The sequence below is a fragment of the Bacillota bacterium genome, assembly GCA_013178305.1.
Classification (GTDB): Bacteria; Bacillota; Sulfobacillia; order JABLXB01; family JABLXB01; genus JABLXB01.
Genome location: JABLXB010000006.1, coordinates 97,271 through 120,626 on the forward strand (window position 1 = coordinate 97,271; position 23,356 = coordinate 120,626).

Consider the following 23,356-nt stretch of genomic DNA (forward strand, 5'->3'; position numbering starts at 1 on the left):
TTCGAACTGTGAGGAACGGCGTGTCGAGCCCGGCGTGGAAGCCGGGGCACAGTATCCTGTTCCTGTCCCGACGGGATGTGGCGGAATCAATAACGATGACGGAGGCCATTGAGGCCGCTGCGGCCGCATACGGGTCCGTCTCCGGCGGGACCGCCCAGGTACCGGTCAGGACGCCCATAAGGGTTGATGCTCACGGAGGCGTCTCCCTGTTCATGCCGGGCTACGTGCCCGCATCCGCAGGGGGTGCCACGGGCCTGAGAGGGGCGTCGGGCGGCCTCGGTATGAAGATGGCCTCGGTATTCCCGGGAAACACTTCGAAGGGATTACCAACGATCCTTGCTGCCGTACTGCTCGTCGACCCCGAGACCGGGGCGCCGGCGTGCCTGATGGAGGGGGCATACCTGACCGCCCTGCGCACGGGCGCGGCGGCGGCAGTGGCCGCGCTGTACATGTCCAGGCCGGAGTCCTCGGTGGTGGCGGTCTTCGGTGCCGGTGGCCAGGCAAGGATGCAGATCCTGGGACTCCTGGACGTGCGCCGAATAGTCGAGATAAGGATATTCGATCCGGCCCGCGACCGCGCGGAGGCGCTGGCGGCTGAGATCTCTCAGGTCGCTGCCGTGGGTAGGGTGGCGCCCGGATTCAAGTGCGTGGTGGCGCCTGGCGCACGCGAGGCCGTGGACGGCGCCGACATAGTGGTCACGGCCACCACCTCGTCGAAGCCGGTATTCAGGGCGGAATGGCTGAAGCCCGGGGCGCACATAAACGGAATCGGGTCGTTCAGGCCCGATATGCAGGAGGTCGGGGAGGACACCGTGGTACGCGCGGCGCGCGTGATCGTCGATTCCCGCGAAGCCGCGCTCGAGGAGGCCGGCGACGTGATAATCCCGCTCCGGAAAGGCCTCATCACAAGCGACAGGATAGCGGGGGAGATCGGCGACCTCGTGCTGGGACGCCTGCGCGGGAGGCAGTCGCCCGACGAAATAACCTTCGCGAAAATGGTCGGCCTGTCCGCGCTGGATGTCAGCGTGGGTTCCGCGGTGTTCAGGAGAGCGCTGGAGTCGGGCAGGGGTACCGTCCTGCCGCTGTGAGCGGACACTGCCCGGTATTGCACTCGACCGCAAGCGGTGTTATAATGTCGCCAGGGATGAGAATCGTTCTCACATGTGAGGTTCCTGGCCTTGGACGGATATCCTGTGAAAACTGATTCGCTTGAGGCTTACAGGGACGCGCTGACAACGGCGGGATTCCGGTTTACCCGCCAGAGAGAGGCCGTTATCCGTGTACTCGCCGGCGCCGGCGGAGGCCACCTGAGTGCCGAGGAAATCGCCCAGGAAGTAAGGGCCACCGACGGGCCCGGTCTCGCCACGGTGTACCGCACGCTGTCGATGCTCGAGGGAATCGGCATTGTGAGAAGCATTGACCTCGGGGATGGACGGGCGCGGTACGAGATCTCCGACGCCCCCGAGCACCACCACCATCACCTCATATGCACAGTGTGTGGGAGGGTGGAGGAGGTCGAACACGACCTCTTGCATCAGATCGAGGAGCACGTAAAGGCTCGCCATGGTTTCGCAGTCAGGAATCATTCGTTGAAGATCTACGGCATCTGCAGCGTGTGCAGGGGTACGGGTGGTTCCACGGGTTCATAAGGGATTACGCGTGCCCACTATTGAGAATGATTCTCAGCCAAAGTTCACTTAAGGCCCGGGCGACGTTCAGAGCAGGTTGAAAGGGGCCTTCCCCAATGAGATCCGCCGTCGATACTGTACGAGACCTCGTAAGGTCGTTGTCTTCCCGGTTTTACGGGTACGGCAGGTGCCGGGGCTGCCACCGGTCGTGTCCAGGCCGGGGTAGCCGTCGGATGGCCGGCAGGGTCCTGCTTCTGGGCAACCCGAACGTGGGTAAGAGCGCGGTGTTTAACGCGCTCACAGGTGGCAGGGCGACTGTATCAAACTACCCCGGAACGACGGTGGAAATGCTGCAGGGTTTTCTGAAGGGCGTCTCCGCCTGCATTCAGGTGACAGATACCCCCGGGATGTATTCCATCGTCCCTGTGACTGAGGAGGAACGCATCGCGGTACGGGAGACGCTCACGGCTACGGAGAACACCGTAGTCGTGCAGGTCGGCGACGCCAAGAACCTCGAAAGGACCCTGGCCTTAACCCTGCAGATACTCGATCTGCGAATCCCCCTGGTTCTTGTGCTTAACATGATGGACGAGGCCGAATCCGCCGGTATAAGCATCCACTCGGATGCGTTGAGCGGCTGTCTCGGCATACCCGTTGTGACGACGAGCGCTGTATCCGGGCGGGGGATTGAAGATCTTCGCAACGTCATTATCGGTAGCCTGGAGACAGTGTGGCTCGGCCGGCCCTGCGGGTGTATCTCAACCGGGGTTTCGTGTGCGGCTGCCGCCCTGTGGGGTCCCGTGGAGCTCGAGGGGCAGGATAGCGGAGCGGGGCCAGGGGGCGAGGCTGGCGAGGCTCTGCAACAGGCGAAGAGCATGCTTGAGGCGCTGAGCCGGTATTTCGAATCCCGGGCGCCGGGGCGCGGCCGGCTGTATGCATCTGTCTACCTTGAGGGCGGGCGCGACGGGCTGGCCGGTGTGCTGGACGAGGCCACACTCGTGGCCGCGCGCGACACCGTGGGAGACATCGACCCGCAGCAGGCGGAGCAGATCGCCCTTATCCTCGCGGGCGCCCGTCACGCGAGAGCCAGAGAACTCGCACGCCAAGCGCAGGCATGCACGGCGGAAGACGATGGTGCTCGCGGGCCCGCGGCCTCCGGGCGAGCCTTGCCGAAGACCGTCCCCGACATCGATAGGGTGCTGATACACCCGCTTCTGGGGTTTGTTCCGCTCGTCGCGGTCGTCTATTTTGGACTCTACCTCCTGGTAGGGAAGCTGGGGGCGGGGGTGGTCGTGGACTTTATCGACTCGGGGCTATTCGAGCGATTCGTGACCCCCAGGGCCACTACGGCAGTCGGCGCGTTCCCCGATCTCGCTCGTGACCTCCTCGCCGGTGACTACGGGTTACTCACGGTGGCGCTGCGGTACGCCTTCGCCATCATCATGCCTATAGTGGGCACGTTCTTCATCGCCTTCGCGCTGATCGAGGACTCCGGCTACCTTCCGAGAATGGCGCTCTTGCTCGACAGCTGGTTCAGGCGGTTGGGTCTCAACGGGCGCGCAGTTATACCGATAGTGCTGGGCTTCGGGTGCGACACCATGGCCACTGTAGTCACCCGGACGCTCGAAACAAGGAGAGAGAGGCTGATTGCCACAGTGATCCTGGCCCTGGCGATTCCATGCTCGGCGCAACTTGGACTCATCATGGCGATACTGTCCCCGCAGCCGGTCGCATTGTTGTTGTGGGCGCTGGTCGTGTTCGCGGTACTGGTGACAGTGGGTACGATGGCAGCGCGATTGCTACCGGGAGACCCGCCGGGTTTCTTTATGGAACTTCCTCCGCTCAGGGTCCCGCGACTGGCGAACATCCTTTCGAAGTCCTGGGCGAGGATGACGTGGTACGTGCTCGAGGTGATTCCGGTGTTCGCCGGCATGAGCGTGGTCCTGACGCTTGCGGACAGGTTTGGGGTGCTCGAGCGGGTCATAACCGTGATCGGGCCGCTCATGAGCTCGATGGGTCTGCCTGCGGCTGCGGCAGAGGTCTTCATATACGGCTTCTTCCGGCGCGACTACGGGGCTGCGGGGCTTTACGACCTGGCCAGGGCTGGTGTCCTGTCCACAAACCAGATCCTGATCGCGGCCGTCGTTCTGACCCTGTTCGTTCCGTGTATCGCCCAGTTTACCGTAATGATGAGGGAGCGTGGGGTCACCGCCACGCTGGCAATATCCGCGTTCGTGACGCTTTGCGCCGCAGGGGTTGGCATTGTTCTGAACGCCGCCATGGGCGCCCTGGGGGTGGTGTTGTGACCGGTTTTCGATGGGGGTGGCGAGGCCGCTGCAGACAGGCACATACTGCTCACGGTCACCATGGTCATGGTCACCCTGGTGACGACCGGCCGCCGTCCCCGAGGTCTTGCGTGCCGCTATGTCACTGGCCCGACGGTGCGAGGCTTCTGGTGGTGGGGATCCGTCCCGGGCACTCCGGTCGCGGCGACCTGGCATGCAGGAAACTCGCGTCGCTCGGGATAGTCGCCGGGTCGGCCATCAGGCTGATCCAGAAAAGGCCGTTGCCGGTAATCGCGCTGGGGAACTCGAAGTTCGCGATCGATATGAATACCGCCGACCTCGTCATGTGCGTCCCGGACGGCGGCAGTACTGCTCAGTGTGCGGTGCTACCGGATTGACCGCGCGGGGAGAGACGGCGGGCAACGGTAAAGTTGCTCGCCAACCCAAATGTAACGTCGTATAATATTTCTTATGTAGAGTATAGTCGATTCCTTTGAGTATACCTCCTCGCCGTGTGAGGCACGGCACGTGCCGGAGGCCGCCTCAGGCCTGTCTTGAGCGGACAGTTGCCTCATTGGTGGGCCGCCGTGGGTCCTGATGCCGGGGCCTGCCGGCGGCTTAGGATGCCCCTGAGGGTCTCCAGCGTGATGTTACCGCCCGACAGCATGAGGGCCACGCGCTTGCCCTGGAGCCGATCAGCTATCTTGGTGGCGGCCGCTGTGGCGGCCGCGCCCGCGCCCTCGGCGACCTGGTGTGTGGTTTCGAGCAACATCTCGATGGCATTCTTCATCTCGTCCTCGGACACGAGGACCATATCGTCAAGATAGCGACTGAGGATTCGGAACGGCAGCTCGAACGCCACCCGCGTTGCCAGCCCCTCCGCGAATGTGTTCGCGCTGTCGGTCCCGGTAAGGCGACCGTGTTTCCACGACAGGTAGACAGAGGGCGCGCGCTCGGCCTGAACCCCGATCACCTTTATGCGAGGTTCAATGGACTTCACCACTATGCACGCGCCGGATGCCCCGCTGCCACCGCCGATGGGCACGATTATGTAATCGAGGTCGGGTAGATCTTCGACGACCTCAAGGGTGCAGGTCCCTACGCCGGCAATGAGCAGGGGTTCATTCATTGAGTGAACGTAGCGGTAGCCCTCCTCCCTCGCCGTCTCCTCCACCCACCGGCGCGCTTCATCGAAATCCTTTCCCCGCAGGACAACCTCAGCTCCCAGGCTGCGCATCGCGTCGACCTTGAGGGGATTGGCGCCCTCCGGAGCGCCGACGATAGCCCGCACGCCGAACGCCCTGGCAGCGTATGCGATGGATTGGCCGTGGTTTCCTGTAGACGCCGTGATGACACCGCGGGCCCGTTCTTCCGGCGTCAACTGCGAGACCAGATTCAGCCCGCCGCGCACCTTGAACGCGCCGACCGGCTGGAGATTCTCGCACTTGACCCAGGCCTCGCACCCGAGAATCCTGCCCAGGGCCGCCGGCTTGATGAGCGGGGTCGGCTGCAGGAACCGGTTCACGATGGTTCTCGCACGGAAAACGTCCGAGATGGTGGGATCCCACAACTCCGGCATTTTCTTCTCCCTCCCTGGAGGATGACGAGGTCCTACTCAATGACGGCGAATGCCTGCTCCGCCGCTTCCCTGCCCCTCCTGATGAACTCCCTGGCCGCGGCGAAATCTATCAGGCTCAGGCCGGACAGGTCGGGCTGGATCAGCACGTCGGCATCGCGGACCTCTTTGTCGACGTTGGTGCGCTGGATGATGTCGTGGGCGTGGAGGATTATCTGGAAGACGTTCTTCGGCGGAGGCCCGCCCACGCCGCGGGAGTTCAACTCGACCGCGACCACGTAATCCGCCCCAATGGCGCGGGTCACGCTTGTGGGGACGTTGTTGCACAAGCCCCCGTCCACCAGCATCCTCCCGCCCATCTTGACCGGGACGAATATCCCGGGAATCGAGCAGCTCGCCCTGATGGCTTCGGATACGGGCCCCGAGTTGATGAGCACTTCCTCACCGGTACATATGTCGGTGGCCACTGCGGCGAATGGAATGTCGAGGTCCTCGAACCTCTTGCCCCCGATTATGGAGTCGAGGTGGGCTGCGAGTTTCCTCGTCCCGATGAGGCCGTCGCGCCTTACCGAGATCTCGGCGAGGTCCCGCCAGCGCGCGTGAAGCGCGATATCCATCATGCCGGCGAGGGGCACCCCTGCGGCGTACAGTCCACCTATTACGGCGCCGCAGCTCGTGCCGGCTATGTACTCTATACGGACGCCGAGTTCCTCGAGTACCTGCAGCACGCCGATATGGGCAAGGCCCCTCACGACTCCGCCGCCCAGCGCGACGCCGACCCTATCGGGAAGTCGTGGACGCACCGTTCATTCCCCTCCGCGATCCTCGCGCAGCAGCACGAGGTCGAGTTTCTTCAACCCCATCGTACGAGTGATGAGGTCGCACTTGCAGGTGAAGAGGAAGTATATGTTCCGCCGGGTCTCGCCTTTGAGCGCTTCGAAGTTCCCCTGGCCTTTCGATATTATCACGTCCGCGCTGTCGAAAACCGCGCGGAACTCCTGCGAGCATTTCGACAGAACCACCCCCGGTAAAGCGGTCCCGTTGCTCACTATCGTAGCCAGGGAGTCAAGGCCCACCAGCCGAGCGTCGTCCGGCGTGGCATCGTTCACGATGGGCGCGCCTCTCGTCCCAAAGTACACCTCGAGGTGCGGGAACTCCTCACGGATGTACGATACCAGCACCTTGTCAAATACGATTTCGCCTGCGTTGTCGCCGATGTAGAGGAGCACCCCTGCGCCGGCGAGGTCGCTCCTCAGGCTCTCGAGAGCGTTCCGGTCGATCTGCTTCGATTCAGCAGTCCGGATGGCCTCCATCACGGTTTCCTTATCTACATGACGAAGCACCCCGAAGTCTATGATGTTCCCCGCGGCGGCAAGCCTTACCGCTGTCAAGAATCTGTCCGCCGAGCGGGCGATGACGTTCCCGAGGTCGTCCTCAAGTTTCATCATCTCACGGTTGAAGTATTCCTTCTCGTTCTGGAACAGGTCGCGCGCTCCAGCAGCCTCACCGAGGATCCTGTAGATCGCCCCCGCCAGTTCGGGCGTGCTCGCCCACTCGCGCGCTGTCGCAATCTCGCCAAATATCCTCTTCATCACCGCGACCCGGCTGTTCTCATCAGGGCAGTACTTCATCGTCACGTCGTACGCCTGGCGCACGAGGCAGGGATAGCATTCAAAGAACGCGCGCAACCGTCATCACCCACCCGGCCGAACCCGTCAGCGCTTGGACGGGAACGCCTTGAATACGAGATTGAGCAGTATGCCGAATACTGACGCCGTCGCTATCGCCGGAAGCTCCATACCCCAGATCGGGATGGTCCCCGTAAATGATACCGCGCCCGCCTTCAGCGCCCCGGGGTCCGCGAAGAACGATCCACCGATGCCGATGACCAGGATGGTGGCGCCTATCGCAAGGTTCCTCGGGTCGAACAGGTCTACCTTCTCCGAGATCATGAGCGCAACGCCCTGGCCGCCGATGACGCCGAACAGGTATATCGATACTCCGCCGATAACCGCCACCGGAATGGTGTTAACGATGCCCGCTATCCATCCGAAGAAGCCCATCACGATGGCCACCGCGGCGGCGGTCATGATCACGGGGACGGAGAAGTTTCGCGTTATCGCCATCAGGCTGTTGTTCTCGCCGTAGTTCGTCCCCGCGGGCCCTCCGATGAAGCCGGCGATAATGTCGCCGATCCCGTCGCCCATCAGGTTCTCGCCCAGCAGACCCGAGATACCGTAACGCCTCGACCGGCCGAGTTTCCCGGCGAGGTCATTGACGTAGAGGTCGATCTGGTAGAGGTGGGCGGTTGACTCCGGGATCGTGGCTATCGCGACCGGCATGATCGCGGCGATCGCTACGGGGCTCCATACCGGCATGGTGAACTTCGGGATCGCGAAGAACGCCGCTTTTTGCAGCGGCTCGAAGTTGACAACGCCTGTCGCCAGGGACGCAAGGTACCCCACGGCCACGCCGAACAGAACCGGAAGCTGCCCGAGCGCGCCTTTCAGGTACACCGAGAACAGGATGGTCGCCACAAGGGTAATGAGCGCCACCGTCCAGTTGGCAGCCGCCATGCTCATCGCCGCGAACGCGAGCGCGAGCCCTATGACGATCGCGACGCTACCCGTTACTATCGGTGGGAGTATCGTGTTGATGGACTTCTGGCCGTACCGCTTGACCAGCCAACCGGCGATTATCGAGACCAGGCCGGATGCAACGATGCCGCACTGCGCCGCGGGAACGCCAGCGGCCTTCGCCACTCCCGCGACGGCAGCTATGTACGAGAAGCTCGATCCGTAGTACAGCGGGATCCTGCGGCAGGTGAACAGGATGAATCCCAGGGTGGCAAGGCCACTCGCCACGATAGTGACACCGACGTCAAAGCCCGTGAGGATTGCCACCAGGACAGTCGCGGGGAACATGACGATTACATGCTGGAGCGCGAAGATGAGGAGTCGACCTGGAGGCGGAGTGTCGTCCGGTAAATAGCCTACTACATGCGCGTTACGCTCATCCATCAAACCAACCCCCTTGTGTGGGGCCGGTCGCGGACAGGCCAGCGTTGCCAATCCGGGGCGGAAACCGTGGTTATCGTTTTGTCCCCTTGCTAGCCTCACCGGACCAGCCTTAAAGGTACACTTCGCCATAGAATGTATCCTATGGCTGTTCCGGTGTCAACAGAAACCTCCTTCCATAAAATCCCTGACCCGGTGAGCAGGAGTATGTTCCTGTGCCGTCATATTTATCCTGCGTTATGTAACTACTGCCTTGTTGACAAGGCCTTTCCAGGCGTGCCGTCGAATTCCGTAAACTTTGAACACCTCACCCCGAACAGTGACGGTCATGTGATGGACAGTTGATGAATACCGGGAGGGAATCTGATATGAGACAATCAATGAGACAATCAAAAGGAATTGGCGGCCTTCCCTTCGCTGGTCACGCCGGCCCCTCCGCTGCCCCGTCGCGGATCGGCCGGCTACTGAGCGGAGCGGACAGGGCCATCATTACCGCGGGTGTCGTGGCGTCACTCGCCCTCTCACCCATGACCTTACCGCGGGTCGAGGCGGGTTCGTCCATCTCATCCGCTACGCCGGGCTATTCAGCCTCGGTGCGGGCGCCCCTTCCCTACCGGAGTTCCCCGGTCATTTATTCGGGTGTTATACGGGGCGGTTACCAGTTCGGAGGCCGGGTCGCGGGGCGACCTGTAGTCTCCACCCCTACGCCGCCCGTGTATCCCGACCCGCAACCCCCTGTCGCCCCCTCTACGCTGGCGCAGCCAACTTCGTCGCCGGGAGGAGCCGGGGCCGGGACCTCCACTCAGCTGGCAGGCGCGGCGCCGTCTTCAGGCCCGGCGACCGAGGTCAGCAGGCCGGCTGCAGGGATTGGAGAGGTATTCGCCTATTGCCCCGTCGACTATCCCGGGGATCCGTCCGGGTACGTTTCGCTCAAGGCGCACGCCTCGAAAGTCCACACGGCAGCGGCTTTCCTTTACGGGATCGACGCGAGCGGCAGGCCATACGGAGAGGATGACCAGAGGCTCTTCGCATTGCAGAAGGCCGCTGGCTTCAATCTGGTCGCCGTGGTCCACAACTTCAGGAACGGGAACTTCGATCCCGAGGTCGTCCGCCCTTCCCTCGTGACGCTTGAAGGCAGGGCGCGCGCCGCCGGGGCAATCACGGACCTCGTGTTGTCAAAAGGCTACAGCGGCGTGAACATCGACTTCGAAGGCCTAACCCCCGATCTGAGGACCCCGTTTTCCCTGTTCATCAAGAACCTCGCGGGGAGGCTTCATCATCACGGGCGCACAGTCAGCATCGCTGTCCCCGCGAAGACGCGCGACATCCCGGGTGATGCCTGGAGCGGCGCATTCGACTACACCGCGCTGGCGAACGACGCGGATAGGCTCGTCATAATGGCCTACGACCAGCACTGGGTTAACGGGCCGGCGGGGCCGATAGCATCCATAGGCTGGGTGGACAAGGTCGCCGCCTACGCGGCGAATGCGGCACCGCCGGAGAAGGTGCTCCTCGGAGTGCCTCAATACGCCTACGACTGGCCCGACGCCGGCGGGCCGGCGATGTACATCACTACGCCGCGGGCGATGCAGATAGCAGCCGAGACAGGGGCCGAAATACTCTGGGACAACGCCGCCCAGGTCCCGCACTTCTACTACTGGCGCGGCAGTGAGAAAAGGCACGTCTACATGGAAAACAGCTACAGCCTGGCGTTCAAGCTGAAGGTGGCCAGGTCGCGCGGGCTGGGCGGCATCGCTATCTGGAGGCTGGGTTACGAGGACCCGCTTATCTGGAGCATGCTGTAGCCTTGCGGTATTGGCGCTTCGTGGGTCCGGCGAACAGGTGTTTGCGCTACGCATGCCCGCGTGGTATAATTGGCGCGAAACGAACACGGGGGTGAGGTAGTTGGCGGAGGACCTGACTCCACGTCAGACCCAGATACTGCAGTTTATCAAGCGATGCGTCCAGGAAAAGGGGTATCCCCCGTCCGTCAGGGAAATCTGTCGCGCGGTCGGCCTCAGCTCCACCTCGACCGTCCACGGCCACCTCGACAAGATCGAGCAGAAGGGACTCATCAAGAGGGATCCTACGAAACCGAGGACCATCGAGATCACGGGGTCGAAACACCCCGCGAAGCGCCTGGTTGACGTCCCGCTACTGGGCCGCGTGACCGCAGGCCAGCCGATCCTTGCAGTGCAGAATGTCGAGGACACCTTCCCCCTGCCCACGGACCTGATCGAGAGCGAAGAGGCCTTCCTGCTGTCTGTGAAGGGGGACAGCATGATAGGCTCGGGGATACTCGACGGTGATCACGTGCTGGTCAGGCCGCAGGACACCGCCGAGAACGGGGATATAGTAGTCGCGCTTATCGGCGATGATGCCACCGTGAAGAAGTTCTTTCGCGAGGCCGACCACGTCCGGCTGCAGCCCGATAACCCCGCCATGACGCCCATAATCACCCGCGACGTGAGGATAATCGGAAAGGTCATCGGCCTTTTCCGCCGCTATTAGGCTTCTTTGGTCGCGTCAAGCACCGCTCCGGCCGCCTTCAGGGCGGCTATCATGACGTGCTCCTTCGAGAGTCCACCCTGCAGGTAGGCCCAGTATGGTTCCTCGAACGGCCCGTCGGCGCTCAACTCGATGGATGATCCCTGCGTGAACGTACCCGCTGCCATGATCACGTCGTGATCGTAGCCCGGCATCCGCCAGGGTTCCGGTGTGACGTGCGAATCCACTGGCGACCATGCCTGAATCGCCCCGCAGAAGGCCGAGAGGCGCTGCGGCGACCCCAGTCTGACCGCCTGCACGAGGTCGTAACGCGGCTCGCGGGCCAGAGGGCTAACCTGGAAGCCGAGGTTCTCGAACAGGCGAGCGCAGAACACTGCACCCTTGAGCGACTCGCAGACAGTATGGGGCGCGAGGAACAACCCGTGGAAGAATTCCCTGTTAAGGCCCAGCGTGGCGCCGACCTCGCCGCCCAGGCCGGGGGCGGTCAACCGCGCGGCCGCGGCATCGACGAAAGAGGCTCGACCCGCCACGTAGCCGCCCGTCCTGGCCAGGCCTCCACCGGGGTTCTTGATCAGCGACCCGGCGACCAGGTCCGCGCCAACCGAGGCCGGTTCCCGCTCCTCGACGAACTCGCCGTAGCAGTTGTCAACAACCACCGCGCACGATGGGCTGTGTGCCTTCACCTCGCGGGCGATCCTCCCTATCGTTTCCGTGGAGAGCGCGACCCTGTCCGAGTATCCCCTCGACTTCTGGATATACACAGTCCGCGTGCCCCGGGACAGCGCCTCGCGCACAGCCTCCCAGGGCCTGTCAAGGCGAGTCAGGTCGAGTTCCCTGTAGGTTATGCCGTAGTCACGGAGTCCGCCGGTCAGCGCCGGCGCCGCAGTGGGCTTCGCCGGGGCGACGTAACCGCCGTGCGCAGAGCCATCCCGGGTCCCGTGTATAGTATCGTGCAAAGTCCTGTACACCGGTCCGGTCAGCGACAGGAGCTCGCTACCCGGCACGGCAGCGGCCAGGAGGGCGCATGCCACAGCGTGTGTACCGGATACGAACTGCAGCCGTACGAGGGCCTTTTCCGCCCCGAACACGAGGGCGTAGACGCGGTCCAGGGCCTCCCTGCCGGCGTCGCCGTAGCCGTAACCCGTGCTCGGGCAGAGGTTCGTCTCCGACACTCTGGTATCCCTGAATGCCTCCAGTACCCTCCTGGTATTACCCAGGGCCGTGGCATCCAGCCTGCCACATAGCGGCTCTACGTAATCAAGGGCCTCTCGCGCCGCGGAGCGGACCTCATCACGAAGGCCCAGCCTCTCGAGCGCCGCAATCATGAGTTCCATCCTGCTCAATCCTGCTCCGTATCCTCCTCGACCATACGCGGGGCAACACCGCGCGAACTCTGATACCGTCGGCCAGGTAGTCAATTTCGGAGATCTTGCCGTTGGAGTGAATGAGCGACATGAGCGCCTGCATCGAATACGGGATCAGCAACTCCTCTTCCTGTCTGTCGACGCCGAGCCGCTCGTCTACGGCAGCCAGGAGCGAATCGAGGCCGGCCCCCGTGAGGGCTGATATCCGGACGGCGGGAGCGTATTGCTCGAGCACCGCGTCCGGGACGGGCCGCAGGTCGCACTTGTTGAACACCGTGACTACCGGCCGGTCGCCGGCCCCCAGCGATCTCAGGAGACCGGAAACGACCTCCATCTGCTGGGGATAGGCCGCGCTGCTGGCGTCAACGACGTGCACGAGAACGTCCGCCTCGAGGACCTCCTCCAGCGTCGCACGGAAAGCGGCCACGAGTTCGTGCGGAAGGTCCCTGATGAAGCCCACCGTGTCGATGAGCAGGGCGTCCTGTCCCGAAGGCAAGGCCACGCGCCTGACGGTCGGGTCGAGCGTGGCGAACAGCCTGTCCTCGGCGAGCACGCCCGCCCCCGTCAACGAGTTCAGGAGCGTCGACTTTCCCGAGTTGGTGTAGCCCACCAGGGCAATCACGGGGCACGGGACGGCCCTCCGCCTTGACCGCTGGATCTCGCGCCTCTCACCTATGGCGTCGATCTCCTTGCGGAGGTCCCTTATCCGTCTCCTCATCCGGCGCCTGTCCACTTCCAGTTTGGTCTCGCCGGGACCGCGGGTTCCGATCCCTCCCCCCAACCTGGACAAGACCTTGCCACGTCCCGTCAACCGCGGCAGCGCGTACAGCATCTGCGCGAGTTCCACCTGGAGTTTGCCTTCCCCGGTCCTCGCGCGAGCCGCGAAGATGTCGAGTATCAGCTGGGTCCTGTCCACGGGGCGGGCATTCGTAGCGCGCTCGATGTTACGGATCTGAACGGGAGTCAGGTCCGAATTGAAGACGAGCACGGCGGCGCCGAGTTCCGACATGGCCACCCTGATCTCCTCGATCTTGCCCTTCCCGACGAAGAAGCCGGGATCGGGTGATTCCCTTACCTGCAAGAGGTGGCCGCGGACCTCCAGGCCGGCGGTATCGGCCAGCCTCACCATTTCCTCGGCCCGCTCCTCGCGGTCAGCCAGCGGCACCATCGGGCTCACGACTGAGACCAGTAGCGCTCCGGCGGTGTCTGTAACGACGACTCCTCACCCCTCTGAGAGCCCCGCGGCGCGAGAGCGACCGCGGCAGCCCTGCAAGGACAAATTATACCATATCGCGACCGCGGCCGGAGTCACTCCGCTTCCCCAAAACCCCAGTAACGTGAGTTGAAGAAGCCCTCCAGTACCCACACGAACACCGCGCCCAACACCGCGCCGGCGGTCCTGGCGAGGTCGACGGCGAATGCCAGCATCAGGATCCCCGACGACGCCAGGACCGTCTCCACAAGTCCGAGGCGGCGCGCGAAGGGCGCCGAAGACGGGCCCAGCGTCCTGTAGTCGATTGCATCGTCCAGGCCCTGGACGGCTGCCATGCAAAGGCCGCAAACCGCGGTGACCCTGAACCCGCAGCCCGCCAGCGATATGAGGAGCGCCAGCGCCGACTCCTGCCAACCTGTGAGGCCCGACGGATAGTGGTCCCGCCCCGCGCCCCAGGCCATCCCAAGGGCGTAGGAGCACAGGAACAGCCCCGCCGCGGTCTCGGGAGCGAACAATGCCCCGCAGACTAATGCCAGCATGGCGTACGGTAGCGAGGCAGCCCCGAGATTGCCCGCCAGGTTTGACTTGTCGCTGGCAGGCCTTGCCACGCCTGCTCCCCCGTCGAGCCAGTCATCCATGATCTTGACGGCCAGGCCTACGAAGGCGGAGCAGAGGAAGAACCGCAAAATATTCAGGACTAATCCGCCCGATACGGCGCGCGCTATGCCGCTCATCGTGCATCCTCCCACAGCCGCCCACTGCGGCGCGGCCACTAGGAGGATATGTCCGGGGCCCGTGGTCGAGACTGGATGGGACGGCGAGTATCGAACGCGTCAGGAGCCGGGAGCACGCCAGGCGAACACAAGGGGCACCACCCCGAACGGAGCGCTGCCTCCCTTGCGACGATCAGGGCCTCAGCCCGGCCGCATCGGGTGCCGTGGCGTAATCCCGCGCGCCGCCCCGCGGCGAACGCCACGGCCGCGAGGAGAGCCGCCGCGCTCGCGAGCAACAGCCATGCCTGCCAGGAGAATGGCGATCCCGGAACCAAGGCTCAACGCCTCCTCGGATGACTTCACTCCGGAAGGCACAGTCTACCGCGCCTCCAGCAAGGGCGGTCAGACGTGCTGTACTATGAATGCCTTCACCTGCCGGAAGCCGGTACCTCGCGCGGCCGACGTGGGAATGACCACGCACGCCGGAAACATCCGCCTTATGTAGGCGAGACCGGCCTCGGACCCGTAAAGGTCCATCTTGTTCGCCAGCACCGCGTAGCCGAGCTTGGTCCTGGAGAATGCCGCTATCTGCAGGTCGACGTCGCCCAGGGCCTCCGGAGCGCCCGGTTGGGTGGCCTTCGAGGCGTCGACGACGTGCAGGACGACGTCGCTGGAACGGAGCCTTTTCAGGGCCTGGGCCATTGCAGATCTGGCAGCGGGGTCGGGGTGGATGCCCTCGGATATGCCCGGCGTATCGGTGAGGTAGAAATCCCTTATCCCCTTGCCGACTCTGATGCGAAGCACTGCGGGACGCACTTCCATCGTGGTGTGGGGCGTTGGCTCGACGAGACCGCTGCGCGCGGTCTCGAATGAGCAGGAAAGCTCGTAAGTCCCCCCTCGCGGCGCCGGCGCGAACTGCAGGACCCTGGCGCCTATGTACTCCGCGAAGTTTATGAGGAACAACGTCTTACCGGCGTTGGGTTTCCCGATTATGATGCAGTCCCTCAAGTCCGGCGGCCTCCCCGATTTCTTCCTCAGCGATAGTCATCAGCGCATCGCGCTCGAATATCTCCCGCTCGACCACCCTTACCGCCTGCCTGCGGATCGCCCGCTCGATCAGGTTCCTGACGAGCCGCGCGTTGGAGGGAACGGATTCGGCGGCAGTCAGGCGTGCGAGGTGCTCCGCGAGCGCGCCCTTCGCTTCGGGAGTGAGCGTGTACTGGCGCGTCCTGAGCATTACACCCGCGATATCCAGGAGCTCGTCAACGCTGTAATCCGGAAACGCCAGGTGGAGCGGGAACCTCGATCTGAGCCCGGGGTTGGTCCAGAGGAACCGTTCCATCTCGTCCGGGTACCCGGCCAGGACCAGAACAAAATCGCCCTTGTGGTCCTCCATGGCCTTGACGAGCGTATCGATGGCTTCTTTGCCGAAATCCTTCTCCCCGCCCCGCGCGAGCGAATACGCCTCGTCGATGAACAGCATCCCGCCCAGCGCCCTCTTGACCTGCTCCCTGGTCCTCTGCGCAGTATGGCCTATGTACTCCCCCACCAGGTCCGCCCTTTCGACCTCAATCAGGTGGCCCTTCTCAAGCGCGCCCGCGTCCCTCAGGATCCTCCCAAGTATCCGCGCTACAGTCGTCTTGCCGGTACCCGGATTGCCGGTGAATATCATGTGGAGTACGGTGGGCTCCGTGGCGAGACCCACCCTCTGCCGGCGCCGCTGAACCTCCACGAAGGCGTGGGTCTCCCTGACCAGCGCTTTGACCTCCGTGAGGCCGACAAGGGAATGTAGCTCCTCCAGCGGGTCCTGCTGCATGGAAGGTGGGGTCTTTGCGGGCGCCGGGGGGCTGGAGCCGTGCTCGCGGAGCATCCTGAAAACCTCGGGCGCGCCGACCTTGCCATCCTCGAAGAGGCGCACGATCTCGTCGTAGGTTCTCAACACCGGCTTCCCCCTATCCCCCGCCGTCTATAAGCTATGCGCCGCCGGCCTCCCGTGACAGAATGGTGAATCAGCATAGTGACAACACGACCTGCTGCGGTGTCATACCCAAGGAACCAGACCCCGATAGAGAGGATGGCCAAGGGGAACCGCGAAAGAACGCTACCGGCGGAGTTCCATCCTCTCCAGGATCTGCAGATCCAAGCCCACCATCATCCCTCGATCCGGGCTCCTCGGACCCCGACTATCAGTGGATCAACCTGGTTCAGAACTGGACTGAAAGACCCAATCGTGCATAAGGTCTCTCCGAGGGAGCAGCCGACAATACCGGCCTCACCGTGCGAGAAAACCCCGCTCACCGCCATCTGCCCTGCCAGGGCGCCCTCGGCAGCCCCGGCTGCGCATTTGAGGGCGCAACTGGCCTTGGCGCCATCACATAGCATCCCATAGAGGTTCCCTATCACCGTTTGAGCTGCTCCCTCCACCTGTTTCTTGTGACCTCCCATTAGCCAGCAGACCGAAGCAGCCACTCCGGCCCCTGCGCTTACCGCTCCACACAGTGCAGATATATTTCCAGTAAAAGCCTTAACATAGAGATTTGTAGCGTGTGCCAGCAACAGAGACTTAACCTCTTTGATTGGCCCGGCGTTGACGGCTCTTGCCGCCAGAAGGACGGGAATACTAATCGATATGCCCTGGTTGCCGCTTCCACAGGATGTAAGCACCGGCCATATAACGCCCGCCATTCGTGCGCAAACCGCTGCGGCCACCCACAATCGAGCCTTTGTGATGAGACTACGCCCAACCTCATCCTTTGCGGGGGCACAGGTAAGGATGTTCGAAAGAGCATGGGGAAAGTCCGGTAGCGAGACAGAACATCCTCCATGTAAGGACTGCTCCGCCAGCGATAACGCCGACAAAGCACCTTCTTGCAGGTACTGGATTTCGTCCACGTCCGCGGACATGATCATGTCAAGCAGAAAACCGTAGGAGAATTGCTTGACGGATTCCATGGAAGACCATCTACTTGGTGCCGGGTCTCCTTTGTCCATGCCTTCTGGGGGCACAGGCTGCTCGACGACGACCTGTCCGTCTACCATCATCCTGGTAATACGTGTGTGATTGCCCTCTATAGTCACTTCTGCTGTTCTGGTTGCCCCCACCACTCTTGCCAGGCAATACACGCCCGTATAACGGAGACTGCAGCTCGCCTTCACGCTGTTGCTGTCCAGGAGCCGGTGCGCCTCCCGCACAGTACGTGGATCAACACCACTTAGGGCTTCTAGACCCATCTCAGGCCTACCCACGACAGCTCCAAGGGCCGCCGCGATTTCCGGACCTTTCCGGTCGGTGCCCGGAAGACCGACAGCCAGGCAATTCTTCATTACTCCAGGGCTTACGGTTACCTCCACGCGGGCGGGGGATTCGCTAATCAGGCTTTTCGATTTGGCCGCCGCGAAGGCTATCATGGCTGGCTCCGTACAAACCGTCGCCTTCTCAGCCCCTTGCCGTACCAACGCCAACAGAAGGCTTGCTTCCTCCGTCATTGGAGCACTCCCCCTTGCAGTATCCTCAGTGCATGCGTTCAACCCCCTGAAGCAAGATCCGTACCAATCTGCCCGGGTAGGAGAACACGTGCATAGCAGTGGCCTTCGCCGGGCGTCTGTTGTCGCAGAATGAGAATATCCCACTTTGACACGACACTTCAGCAGGGGAATCGCATGTCGCGACAAATAAGATAGGCGGCTACTATCCGAAAACGAGCTGTGGGTTCACTCTGATGACGATGTCTGGGGTGTAGACAGATGACGAGCAACCTCCTGGCGACACAACCCATGAAATCATTTCTTCAGGAAGTAGCCGTTTCGGTGTCCACCATCCTGGACTTGGATGTAACAATCGTGGACGCGTCTCTGGTGCGAGTGGCGGGTACCGGCGCCTACAGCAGCGTGGTGGACGAGCAGCTGCCCTTGTTGTGTTCCTTCGGTTCCGTGTTGCGTTCAGGTGCTCCCTGCCTCGTTTCGCGGCCGCGCGAGGATCCGGCGTGCTCGACGTGCGACAAACACGACCGTTGTCGTGAGACGTGTCACCTGGCTTTCCCACTGTCCCTGGAAGACCAGCCCGTCGGGGTTTTGTCGCTGGTCGCATTCACTGAGGAGCAGCGGCAACGAATCGTCCACCGTCAGGTCGAGTACTCCTCATTCCTCCACCACATAGCGAGACTCGTAGCCATGTCCCTACGTAGTGAAGTCACTTCCCGCAAGCTGGCGGAAGAACGTGACCGCCTGAACGGCATCGTCGACGCAATTGCAGAAGGAATCATAGCTGTCGACGACATGGGGATCGTTGTGTGCTGCAACCGGGTGGCATACGAGGCTCTGGGTTTCGACAATCAGTGTGTTGTGAGCAAGCCGCTGGCTGACTTCATTCCCGAAGCACCTGTACTGGGGATCCTGAAATCCGGAACCGCCCACGTCAACAGGGAAGTCATCCTCCCCGGCCGGTCGCGACGATTGCGCCATATCAGTACAGGGACTCCCCTGTTCAGCCAGGGCAAGGTCGTGGGAGCGGTAGCCCTTCTCCGAACCGCAGAAGAAGCCCATCGTATGGTTTATGAGATTTCGGAGCGCCAGCCGGACAGGGCCATCGACCACATCCTGGGCAATGATCCACGCCTCCAAGAGGCAAAGAAAATGGCCCTTGTTGCCGCCGCTGGTAACGCTACAGTCCTCCTGGCAGGAGAGAGCGGTACGGGTAAGGAGCTTTTTGCCCGGGCTATCCACTACCATAGCCCCCGGTCTGATGGACCCTTCGTGGCTGTCAACTGCGCGGCTCTCCCTGAAGACCTCCTCGAATCCGAACTCTTTGGTTATGAAGAGGGAGCGTTTACAGGTGCCAAACGGGGCGGCAAGCCCGGGAAGTTCGAGCTGGCTGCTGGTGGGACCATTTTCTTGGACGAAGTGGCCGACTGTTCTCTACGGTTACAGGCAGAACTCCTGAGGGCTCTCGATAGGCGTGAGATCCAGAGGATCGGGGGCACGTGCACTGTCTACGTGGATGTGCGCGTAGTGGCGGCTACCAATCGAGACCTTGAGACGATGGTACGACAGGGCGAATTCCGTGAGGACCTCTATTATCGTCTAAGTGTAATACCTATTCACATCCCACCCTTGCGCCAGCGTAAGGGCGACATCGGACTCCTTCTCGACGCTATGCTGCAACGCTACTCTCGAGGTATGAACCACCTTGAGACGCAGATCTCTCCATCCGTAAGGAAGTTGCTGTGCGAGTACTCCTGGCCCGGCAATGTGCGCGAACTGGAAAACACCGTTCAATACATGCTGCATGCCTGCACTGGTACCGTGATCGAGCCTGCGCATCTGCCACCGCGCATCCGCAAGAAATCCTCACATAGTCCGATGGGAGTATCGCTCGATCCGGCATCTGGCAGCCTGCTCATGCCCGCCGACGAGTGGGAGAAAGAAGCGATCGCCGAGGGTTTGAGGCGATACGGGAATGCACCTAACGCAAAAGAGCTGCTCGCGCGGGAGCTTGGGATGAGTCGTTCCAGCATATACCGAAAGATCAAGCGCTATGGTCTCGATAACTTGTGACGGAGTCCCCGCCACGGAGTTACCCCGCGGAGCCTGGGAGGTCTCACGTGGCCGTAAGGCGATCACTCGCTTCGACCATCGAGGTAACCCCGGTTGCAGGGAGTGATCGCCAGCGTAGTTGCATTCCAGGGAGCGTGTCCACGATGCCGATCAGGTCTTCCCCAGGACATTGGCGAAGCTTATGCTCGCTTCACCCCGGTATTCCTCAACTAGACCGCTGTCACACGCCTTCGCAAAATCCGTGTCAAGTGGCAGGGACCCCAGATACCTTGCGTTGGTAGTCTCGGCGAGTGCCTGACCAGATGGCTCTCCAAATGGATAGATGTTCTCGCCACACTTGGGACACCTTACGAAACCCATGTTTTCGACTACTCCCAGAACAGGGATGTCCATCTGCTTGACCATTTTGATGGCCTTTCTCACAACCATGCCGGCGAGGCCCTGCGGTGACGAGACGATCACTACCCCTTCCACCGGCAACGACTGCATCACCGTCAGAGGAGCATCGCCAGTCCCTGGGGGCAGGTCTACAATCAGGTAGTCTAGGTCGCCCCATATGACGTCCGTCCAGAACTGTCTCACCGCCGAAGCGATAAGGGGGCCCCTCCAGATTACGGGGTCGTCTTCATGATCTAATAGCAGATTAAGCGATATCACTCGTATGCCGGATCTGGTTTTGGGCGCCACCAGTCCCAAGCCTGTGGTCTCTGCCTTCTGAGACAGCCCAAACATTCTCGGAATGCTGGGGCCGGTGATATCGGCATCCATTACCCCGACGGCGTAGCCATGCCTCGACGCCTCGACGGCAAGAAGCGCAGCCACCGATGACTTGCCCACGCCACCTTTACCACTCATGACGGCTATCACGTGCTGTATGTCGTTCAATTGGCCCTGGGGGAGTTTGGAAATGCCCTCGTTTCCTGTCATGCCGTAAACGCCTCCTGTATCCTCTGCCACATGCACTGAATCTCTCTTGCAGCCGGTCCATTCGAATATTCCACTACCGGCATTCCCTGAACCATAGCTCTCGTCACGTCGTGGTCGATAGGAATCCGCCCTAAGACGGGGACTCCCTTCTTGCGGCACCTGCTCTCGATCTGCCTCGAGACCGCCTCATCCAGGTCGAACCTGTTTATGCAGGCTGCGGTATTTACGCCGAAGGGTTCGCAAACCTTGAGAATCCGGCGGAAATCGTGAAAACCGGACACCGTGGGCTCGATCACGAGTAGAACGAGGGAGACCCCTGCCATCGATGCCATGACAGGGCACCCCATGCCCGGTGGTCCGTCCAGGATTACCATGTCCTTGGCGGTCGTCTCTGCCACCTGCCGGGCTCTCTCGCGCAGGACCGCCACGAGCCTACCTGAGTTTCCTTCGCCGGCCACCAGCCGCGCGTGTATGAGCGGGCCGTAAGGGGTATCTGACTGAAACCAGTGACCGGAGATGCTGTCCACCATCTCTATAGCGTTCTCCGGACACACCCGTACACACAGCCCACACCCCTCGCAGGACGTTTCATCCACCACATACCCGCTGATAGCTTCGAACCTACAGGCAGAAATGCACTTGCCGCATGCGGAGCATCTCGATGACTCGATCACAGCTTTCCTGGATCCCACGAACTCGTTTTCAGGCCCTTTCCTGCAATGCACTATCAGGTGAAGGTCAGCAGCGTCCACATCGCAATCCACAAGGACCGAGTCACCAGACAGTGCGGAAAAAGAACCCGTTATCGACGTTTTTCCCGTCCCACCTTTTCCGCTCAACAACAGCAACTCTTTCATCAATCCGTCACCTGCCCGAGACGGTTGTGCGCACCGCTCAGCCCGGCGCCTGGCTCGCACGACGGCTTGCCCGCTGCACTGGCAACCCTGTCCCAGAGCATGCGGAAACACTCCTCCCATTCGCGGGAGACGGTGGAGACCGGTATCCCTCTCGCGTAGAGCCGCGCCAGGTCTTCATCATACGGCATGCGCATGAGAACGGGGATGCCTGCCTTGCGGCAGTACTCCGATACTTCGCCAGTGCCCAGGTCGCAACGATTGATGACTACCCCACCCGGTATGCGTACCTGGCTCAGCATGTCCAGCGCAATCTCCAGGTCGTTGAGGCCGAACGGGGTAGGTTCGGTGACAAGAACGCAGAAGTCGCAGCCCTTAACCGATTCCACAACGGGGCAGGAAGTCCCGGGCGGGCAATCCAGTATGATAGCTCCTTCCTCCCATGCCAGCCGTTTGACCTGCCTGATTAGCGGGGGGGACATTGCTTCGCCTGGAGTCAGCCTACCGTGTACGAAGCGTATGCGGGACCTAATCCCTTCCTCAATTTCGCCTATCTGCCTGGGAGTCTCCTTGAGCGCCTTCTCCGGGCACATTTCTACACACGCCCCGCAAGAGTGGCACAGCTCGTCGAGGATAAACACCCTATTCGGAGAAACGAGAATGGCATGAAACTGGCACACCTCTGAGCATACGTCGCAGTTGGTGCAGCGGCTTTCGTCGACCTGTGGTGCGGGGGTGAATGCGCTCCGCCTGACCGTCCAGGATGGCTTTACGAATAGGTGAGCGTTCGGCTCCTCCACATCGCAGTCAATGAGCTGAACCGGTTCCCCGAGACCGCTCACCGCGAACGCCATATTCACCGCGACGGTCGTCTTGCCAGTCCCGCCCTTGCCGCTCGCAACGCATACTTTCATACCCCGAACACCCCCGAAAACGGCGGCAGGCCGGCGAGGGGCCACCGCCTGCCGCCTCGATCACCGATCCGGGGTTACTCGTCATTCCCGGTCCTTATTGCCGCGGTCTTCGATTTCTGACAACCGCTTTTCCACGTCGTTCAGCTCGGTTCTCAGCAGTTCGGCCTGCCTCCGCAGAAACTCGCCTTCATCCTGCGGTACGTCTGCCTGTCTCCACGGCGCCCAGGCCGCCAGCGCGCCAGCCCCTGCAAGTGCGGGCACAAATGCCCACCACCTCCTGGGAAGCCATGGGTAAAGCCTGCAGTTCGCCCCCCAGAGACCTCCGGAGCCCCCCAGTCCGGGCCTACCAGCGCCGCCCTTCCAGAAGCCAGGACCATAGATATCCCTGCCACGAAGCATCAGTCTCACCTCCTATCGCTCTTTGTCGACCAAGGCCAACAGGCCTAGGAGTGATGCTCGCACCCATCGGAGTCTGGATGGTCGCAGGCGCTCTCGCCCCGCTCAAGGGTTCCAGCGAGGTACTGTGCAACCGCTTTCTCAACGCTTCCGTATACCCCGGTAACGGTCTCGATCTTCTGCTCACTGAAAAGCGCCTGGGCCCTGGGCCCCATGCCGCCCGCAATTATGCAGGAGACTCCAAGCTGCCCAAGATATCCCGGGAGGAATCCCGGTTCATGCCCCGGATTGGGAATTATCGTGCGGCTCTTTACCTCGCCATTCTCAATCTCGAATAACGTGTACTCGGGACACCTTCCGAAGTGCGGCGAAACGTTTATCCCCTCCGTGGCCACTGCTATCTTCATC

Annotated in this window: 22 protein-coding genes; 7 read left to right on the forward strand and 15 right to left on the reverse strand. The window is 62.0% G+C overall.

What is annotated here, in order from left to right:
- Nucleotides 1-8: 8 nt before the first annotated feature.
- The 4 genes from HPY55_12335 (at nt 9) to HPY55_12350 (ending at nt 4,311) form a co-directional block, all read left to right on the forward strand.
- The gene (locus HPY55_12335; protein NPV71412.1) at nt 9-1,088 is read left to right on the forward strand and encodes an ornithine cyclodeaminase family protein; all 1,080 of its coding nucleotides are present in this window, start codon (nt 9-11) and stop codon (nt 1,086-1,088) included.
- Between the two features lie 105 nt (nt 1,089-1,193).
- The gene (locus HPY55_12340; GenBank protein ID NPV71413.1) at nt 1,194-1,649 is read left to right on the forward strand and encodes a transcriptional repressor; all 456 of its coding nucleotides are present in this window, start codon (nt 1,194-1,196) and stop codon (nt 1,647-1,649) included.
- 212 nt (nt 1,650-1,861) lie between these two features.
- Nucleotides 1,862-3,934 (forward strand): ferrous iron transport protein B, encoded by a 2,073-nt coding sequence (feoB, locus tag HPY55_12345; protein ID NPV71414.1) that lies wholly within the window; start codon nt 1,862-1,864, stop codon nt 3,932-3,934.
- A gap of 149 nt (nt 3,935-4,083) precedes the next feature.
- Nucleotides 4,084-4,311 carry a ferrous iron transport protein A gene (locus tag HPY55_12350; GenBank protein ID NPV71415.1) on the forward strand — a complete coding sequence of 76 codons (228 nt, stop codon included), beginning with the start codon at nt 4,084-4,086 and terminating at the stop codon, nt 4,309-4,311.
- A 173-nt stretch (nt 4,312-4,484) separates the two neighbouring features.
- Here HPY55_12350 and HPY55_12355 read toward each other — a convergent pair whose 3' ends face one another.
- From HPY55_12355 to HPY55_12370, 4 genes are read right to left on the reverse strand one after another with little or no spacing between them, the layout of a single operon-like run.
- Nucleotides 4,485-5,492 carry a threonine/serine dehydratase gene (locus HPY55_12355; protein NPV71416.1) on the reverse strand — a complete coding sequence of 336 codons (1,008 nt, stop codon included), beginning with the start codon at nt 5,490-5,492 and terminating at the stop codon, nt 4,485-4,487.
- A 32-nt stretch (nt 5,493-5,524) separates the two neighbouring features.
- Entirely contained in the window at nt 5,525-6,292 is a 768-nt protein-coding gene (locus tag HPY55_12360) for a patatin-like phospholipase family protein (GenBank protein ID NPV71417.1), read from the reverse strand.
- 3 nt (nt 6,293-6,295) lie between these two features.
- Nucleotides 6,296-7,177, reverse strand: coding sequence for a DUF89 family protein (locus tag HPY55_12365; GenBank protein NPV71418.1), 882 nt, complete (start codon nt 7,175-7,177; stop codon nt 6,296-6,298).
- A 27-nt stretch (nt 7,178-7,204) separates the two neighbouring features.
- A complete protein-coding gene (locus HPY55_12370; GenBank protein ID NPV71419.1) occupies nt 7,205-8,509 on the reverse strand; it encodes a xanthine permease in 1,305 nt (434 codons plus the stop codon).
- A gap of 365 nt (nt 8,510-8,874) precedes the next feature.
- Here HPY55_12370 and HPY55_12375 point away from each other — a divergent pair, with 365 nt between their 5' ends.
- Both HPY55_12375 and lexA read left to right on the forward strand, forming a co-directional pair.
- Nucleotides 8,875-10,311: a hypothetical protein gene (locus HPY55_12375; GenBank protein ID NPV71420.1), complete on the forward strand. Its 1,437-nt coding sequence runs from the start codon at nt 8,875-8,877 to the stop codon at nt 10,309-10,311.
- Nucleotides 10,312-10,411: 100 nt separating this feature from the next.
- Nucleotides 10,412-11,017, forward strand: a complete 606-nt coding sequence (gene lexA, locus HPY55_12380; protein ID NPV71421.1) for a transcriptional repressor LexA — start codon at nt 10,412-10,414, stop codon at nt 11,015-11,017.
- Here lexA and HPY55_12385 read toward each other — a convergent pair.
- The 6 genes from HPY55_12385 to HPY55_12410 form a co-directional block, all read right to left on the reverse strand.
- On the reverse strand, nt 11,014-12,339 hold the full coding sequence (locus HPY55_12385; protein ID NPV71422.1) for a hypothetical protein: 1,326 nt from the start codon (nt 12,337-12,339) through the stop codon (nt 11,014-11,016). The two genes, lexA and HPY55_12385, sit on opposite strands and share 4 nt — an antisense overlap.
- Nucleotides 12,305-13,555, reverse strand: a complete 1,251-nt coding sequence (hflX, locus tag HPY55_12390; GenBank protein ID NPV71423.1) for a GTPase HflX — start codon at nt 13,553-13,555, stop codon at nt 12,305-12,307. The genes HPY55_12385 and hflX overlap by 35 nt, the downstream gene beginning before the upstream one ends.
- A gap of 131 nt (nt 13,556-13,686) precedes the next feature.
- The gene (locus tag HPY55_12395) at nt 13,687-14,325 is read right to left on the reverse strand and encodes a hypothetical protein (protein NPV71424.1); all 639 of its coding nucleotides are present in this window, start codon (nt 14,323-14,325) and stop codon (nt 13,687-13,689) included.
- Nucleotides 14,326-14,706: 381 nt separating this feature from the next.
- Nucleotides 14,707-15,312 (reverse strand): GTP-binding protein HSR1, encoded by a 606-nt coding sequence (locus tag HPY55_12400; GenBank protein ID NPV71425.1) that lies wholly within the window; start codon nt 15,310-15,312, stop codon nt 14,707-14,709.
- The gene (locus tag HPY55_12405) at nt 15,272-16,174 is read right to left on the reverse strand and encodes an AAA family ATPase (protein NPV71426.1); all 903 of its coding nucleotides are present in this window, start codon (nt 16,172-16,174) and stop codon (nt 15,272-15,274) included. Before HPY55_12405 ends, HPY55_12400 begins: the two co-directional genes overlap by 41 nt.
- A gap of 281 nt (nt 16,175-16,455) precedes the next feature.
- Nucleotides 16,456-17,790 (reverse strand): serine dehydratase subunit alpha family protein, encoded by a 1,335-nt coding sequence (locus HPY55_12410; GenBank protein NPV71427.1) that lies wholly within the window; start codon nt 17,788-17,790, stop codon nt 16,456-16,458.
- 258 nt (nt 17,791-18,048) lie between these two features.
- On the opposite strand from HPY55_12410, the gene HPY55_12415 reads away from it, so the two are divergent.
- Nucleotides 18,049-19,857, forward strand: a complete 1,809-nt coding sequence (locus HPY55_12415) for a sigma 54-interacting transcriptional regulator (GenBank protein ID NPV71428.1) — start codon at nt 18,049-18,051, stop codon at nt 19,855-19,857.
- A 150-nt stretch (nt 19,858-20,007) separates the two neighbouring features.
- Here the strand turns inward: HPY55_12415 and HPY55_12420 are convergent, their stop codons facing one another.
- From HPY55_12420 to HPY55_12440, 5 genes are all read right to left on the reverse strand, one after another.
- Nucleotides 20,008-20,784 (reverse strand): Mrp/NBP35 family ATP-binding protein, encoded by a 777-nt coding sequence (locus HPY55_12420; protein NPV71429.1) that lies wholly within the window; start codon nt 20,782-20,784, stop codon nt 20,008-20,010.
- Nucleotides 20,781-21,641 carry a 4Fe-4S binding protein gene (locus HPY55_12425; protein NPV71430.1) on the reverse strand — a complete coding sequence of 287 codons (861 nt, stop codon included), beginning with the start codon at nt 21,639-21,641 and terminating at the stop codon, nt 20,781-20,783. The genes HPY55_12420 and HPY55_12425 overlap by 4 nt, the downstream gene beginning before the upstream one ends.
- On the reverse strand, nt 21,641-22,552 hold the full coding sequence (locus tag HPY55_12430) for a P-loop NTPase (protein NPV71431.1): 912 nt from the start codon (nt 22,550-22,552) through the stop codon (nt 21,641-21,643). Before HPY55_12430 ends, HPY55_12425 begins: the two co-directional genes overlap by 1 nt.
- Before the next feature lie 81 nt (nt 22,553-22,633).
- Entirely contained in the window at nt 22,634-22,951 is a 318-nt protein-coding gene (locus tag HPY55_12435; GenBank protein NPV71432.1) for a DUF5320 family protein, read from the reverse strand.
- Nucleotides 22,952-22,995: 44 nt separating this feature from the next.
- Nucleotides 22,996-23,355, reverse strand: coding sequence for a dinitrogenase iron-molybdenum cofactor (locus HPY55_12440; protein ID NPV71433.1), 360 nt, complete (start codon nt 23,353-23,355; stop codon nt 22,996-22,998).
- Between the last annotated feature and the right edge of the window lies 1 nt (nt 23,356).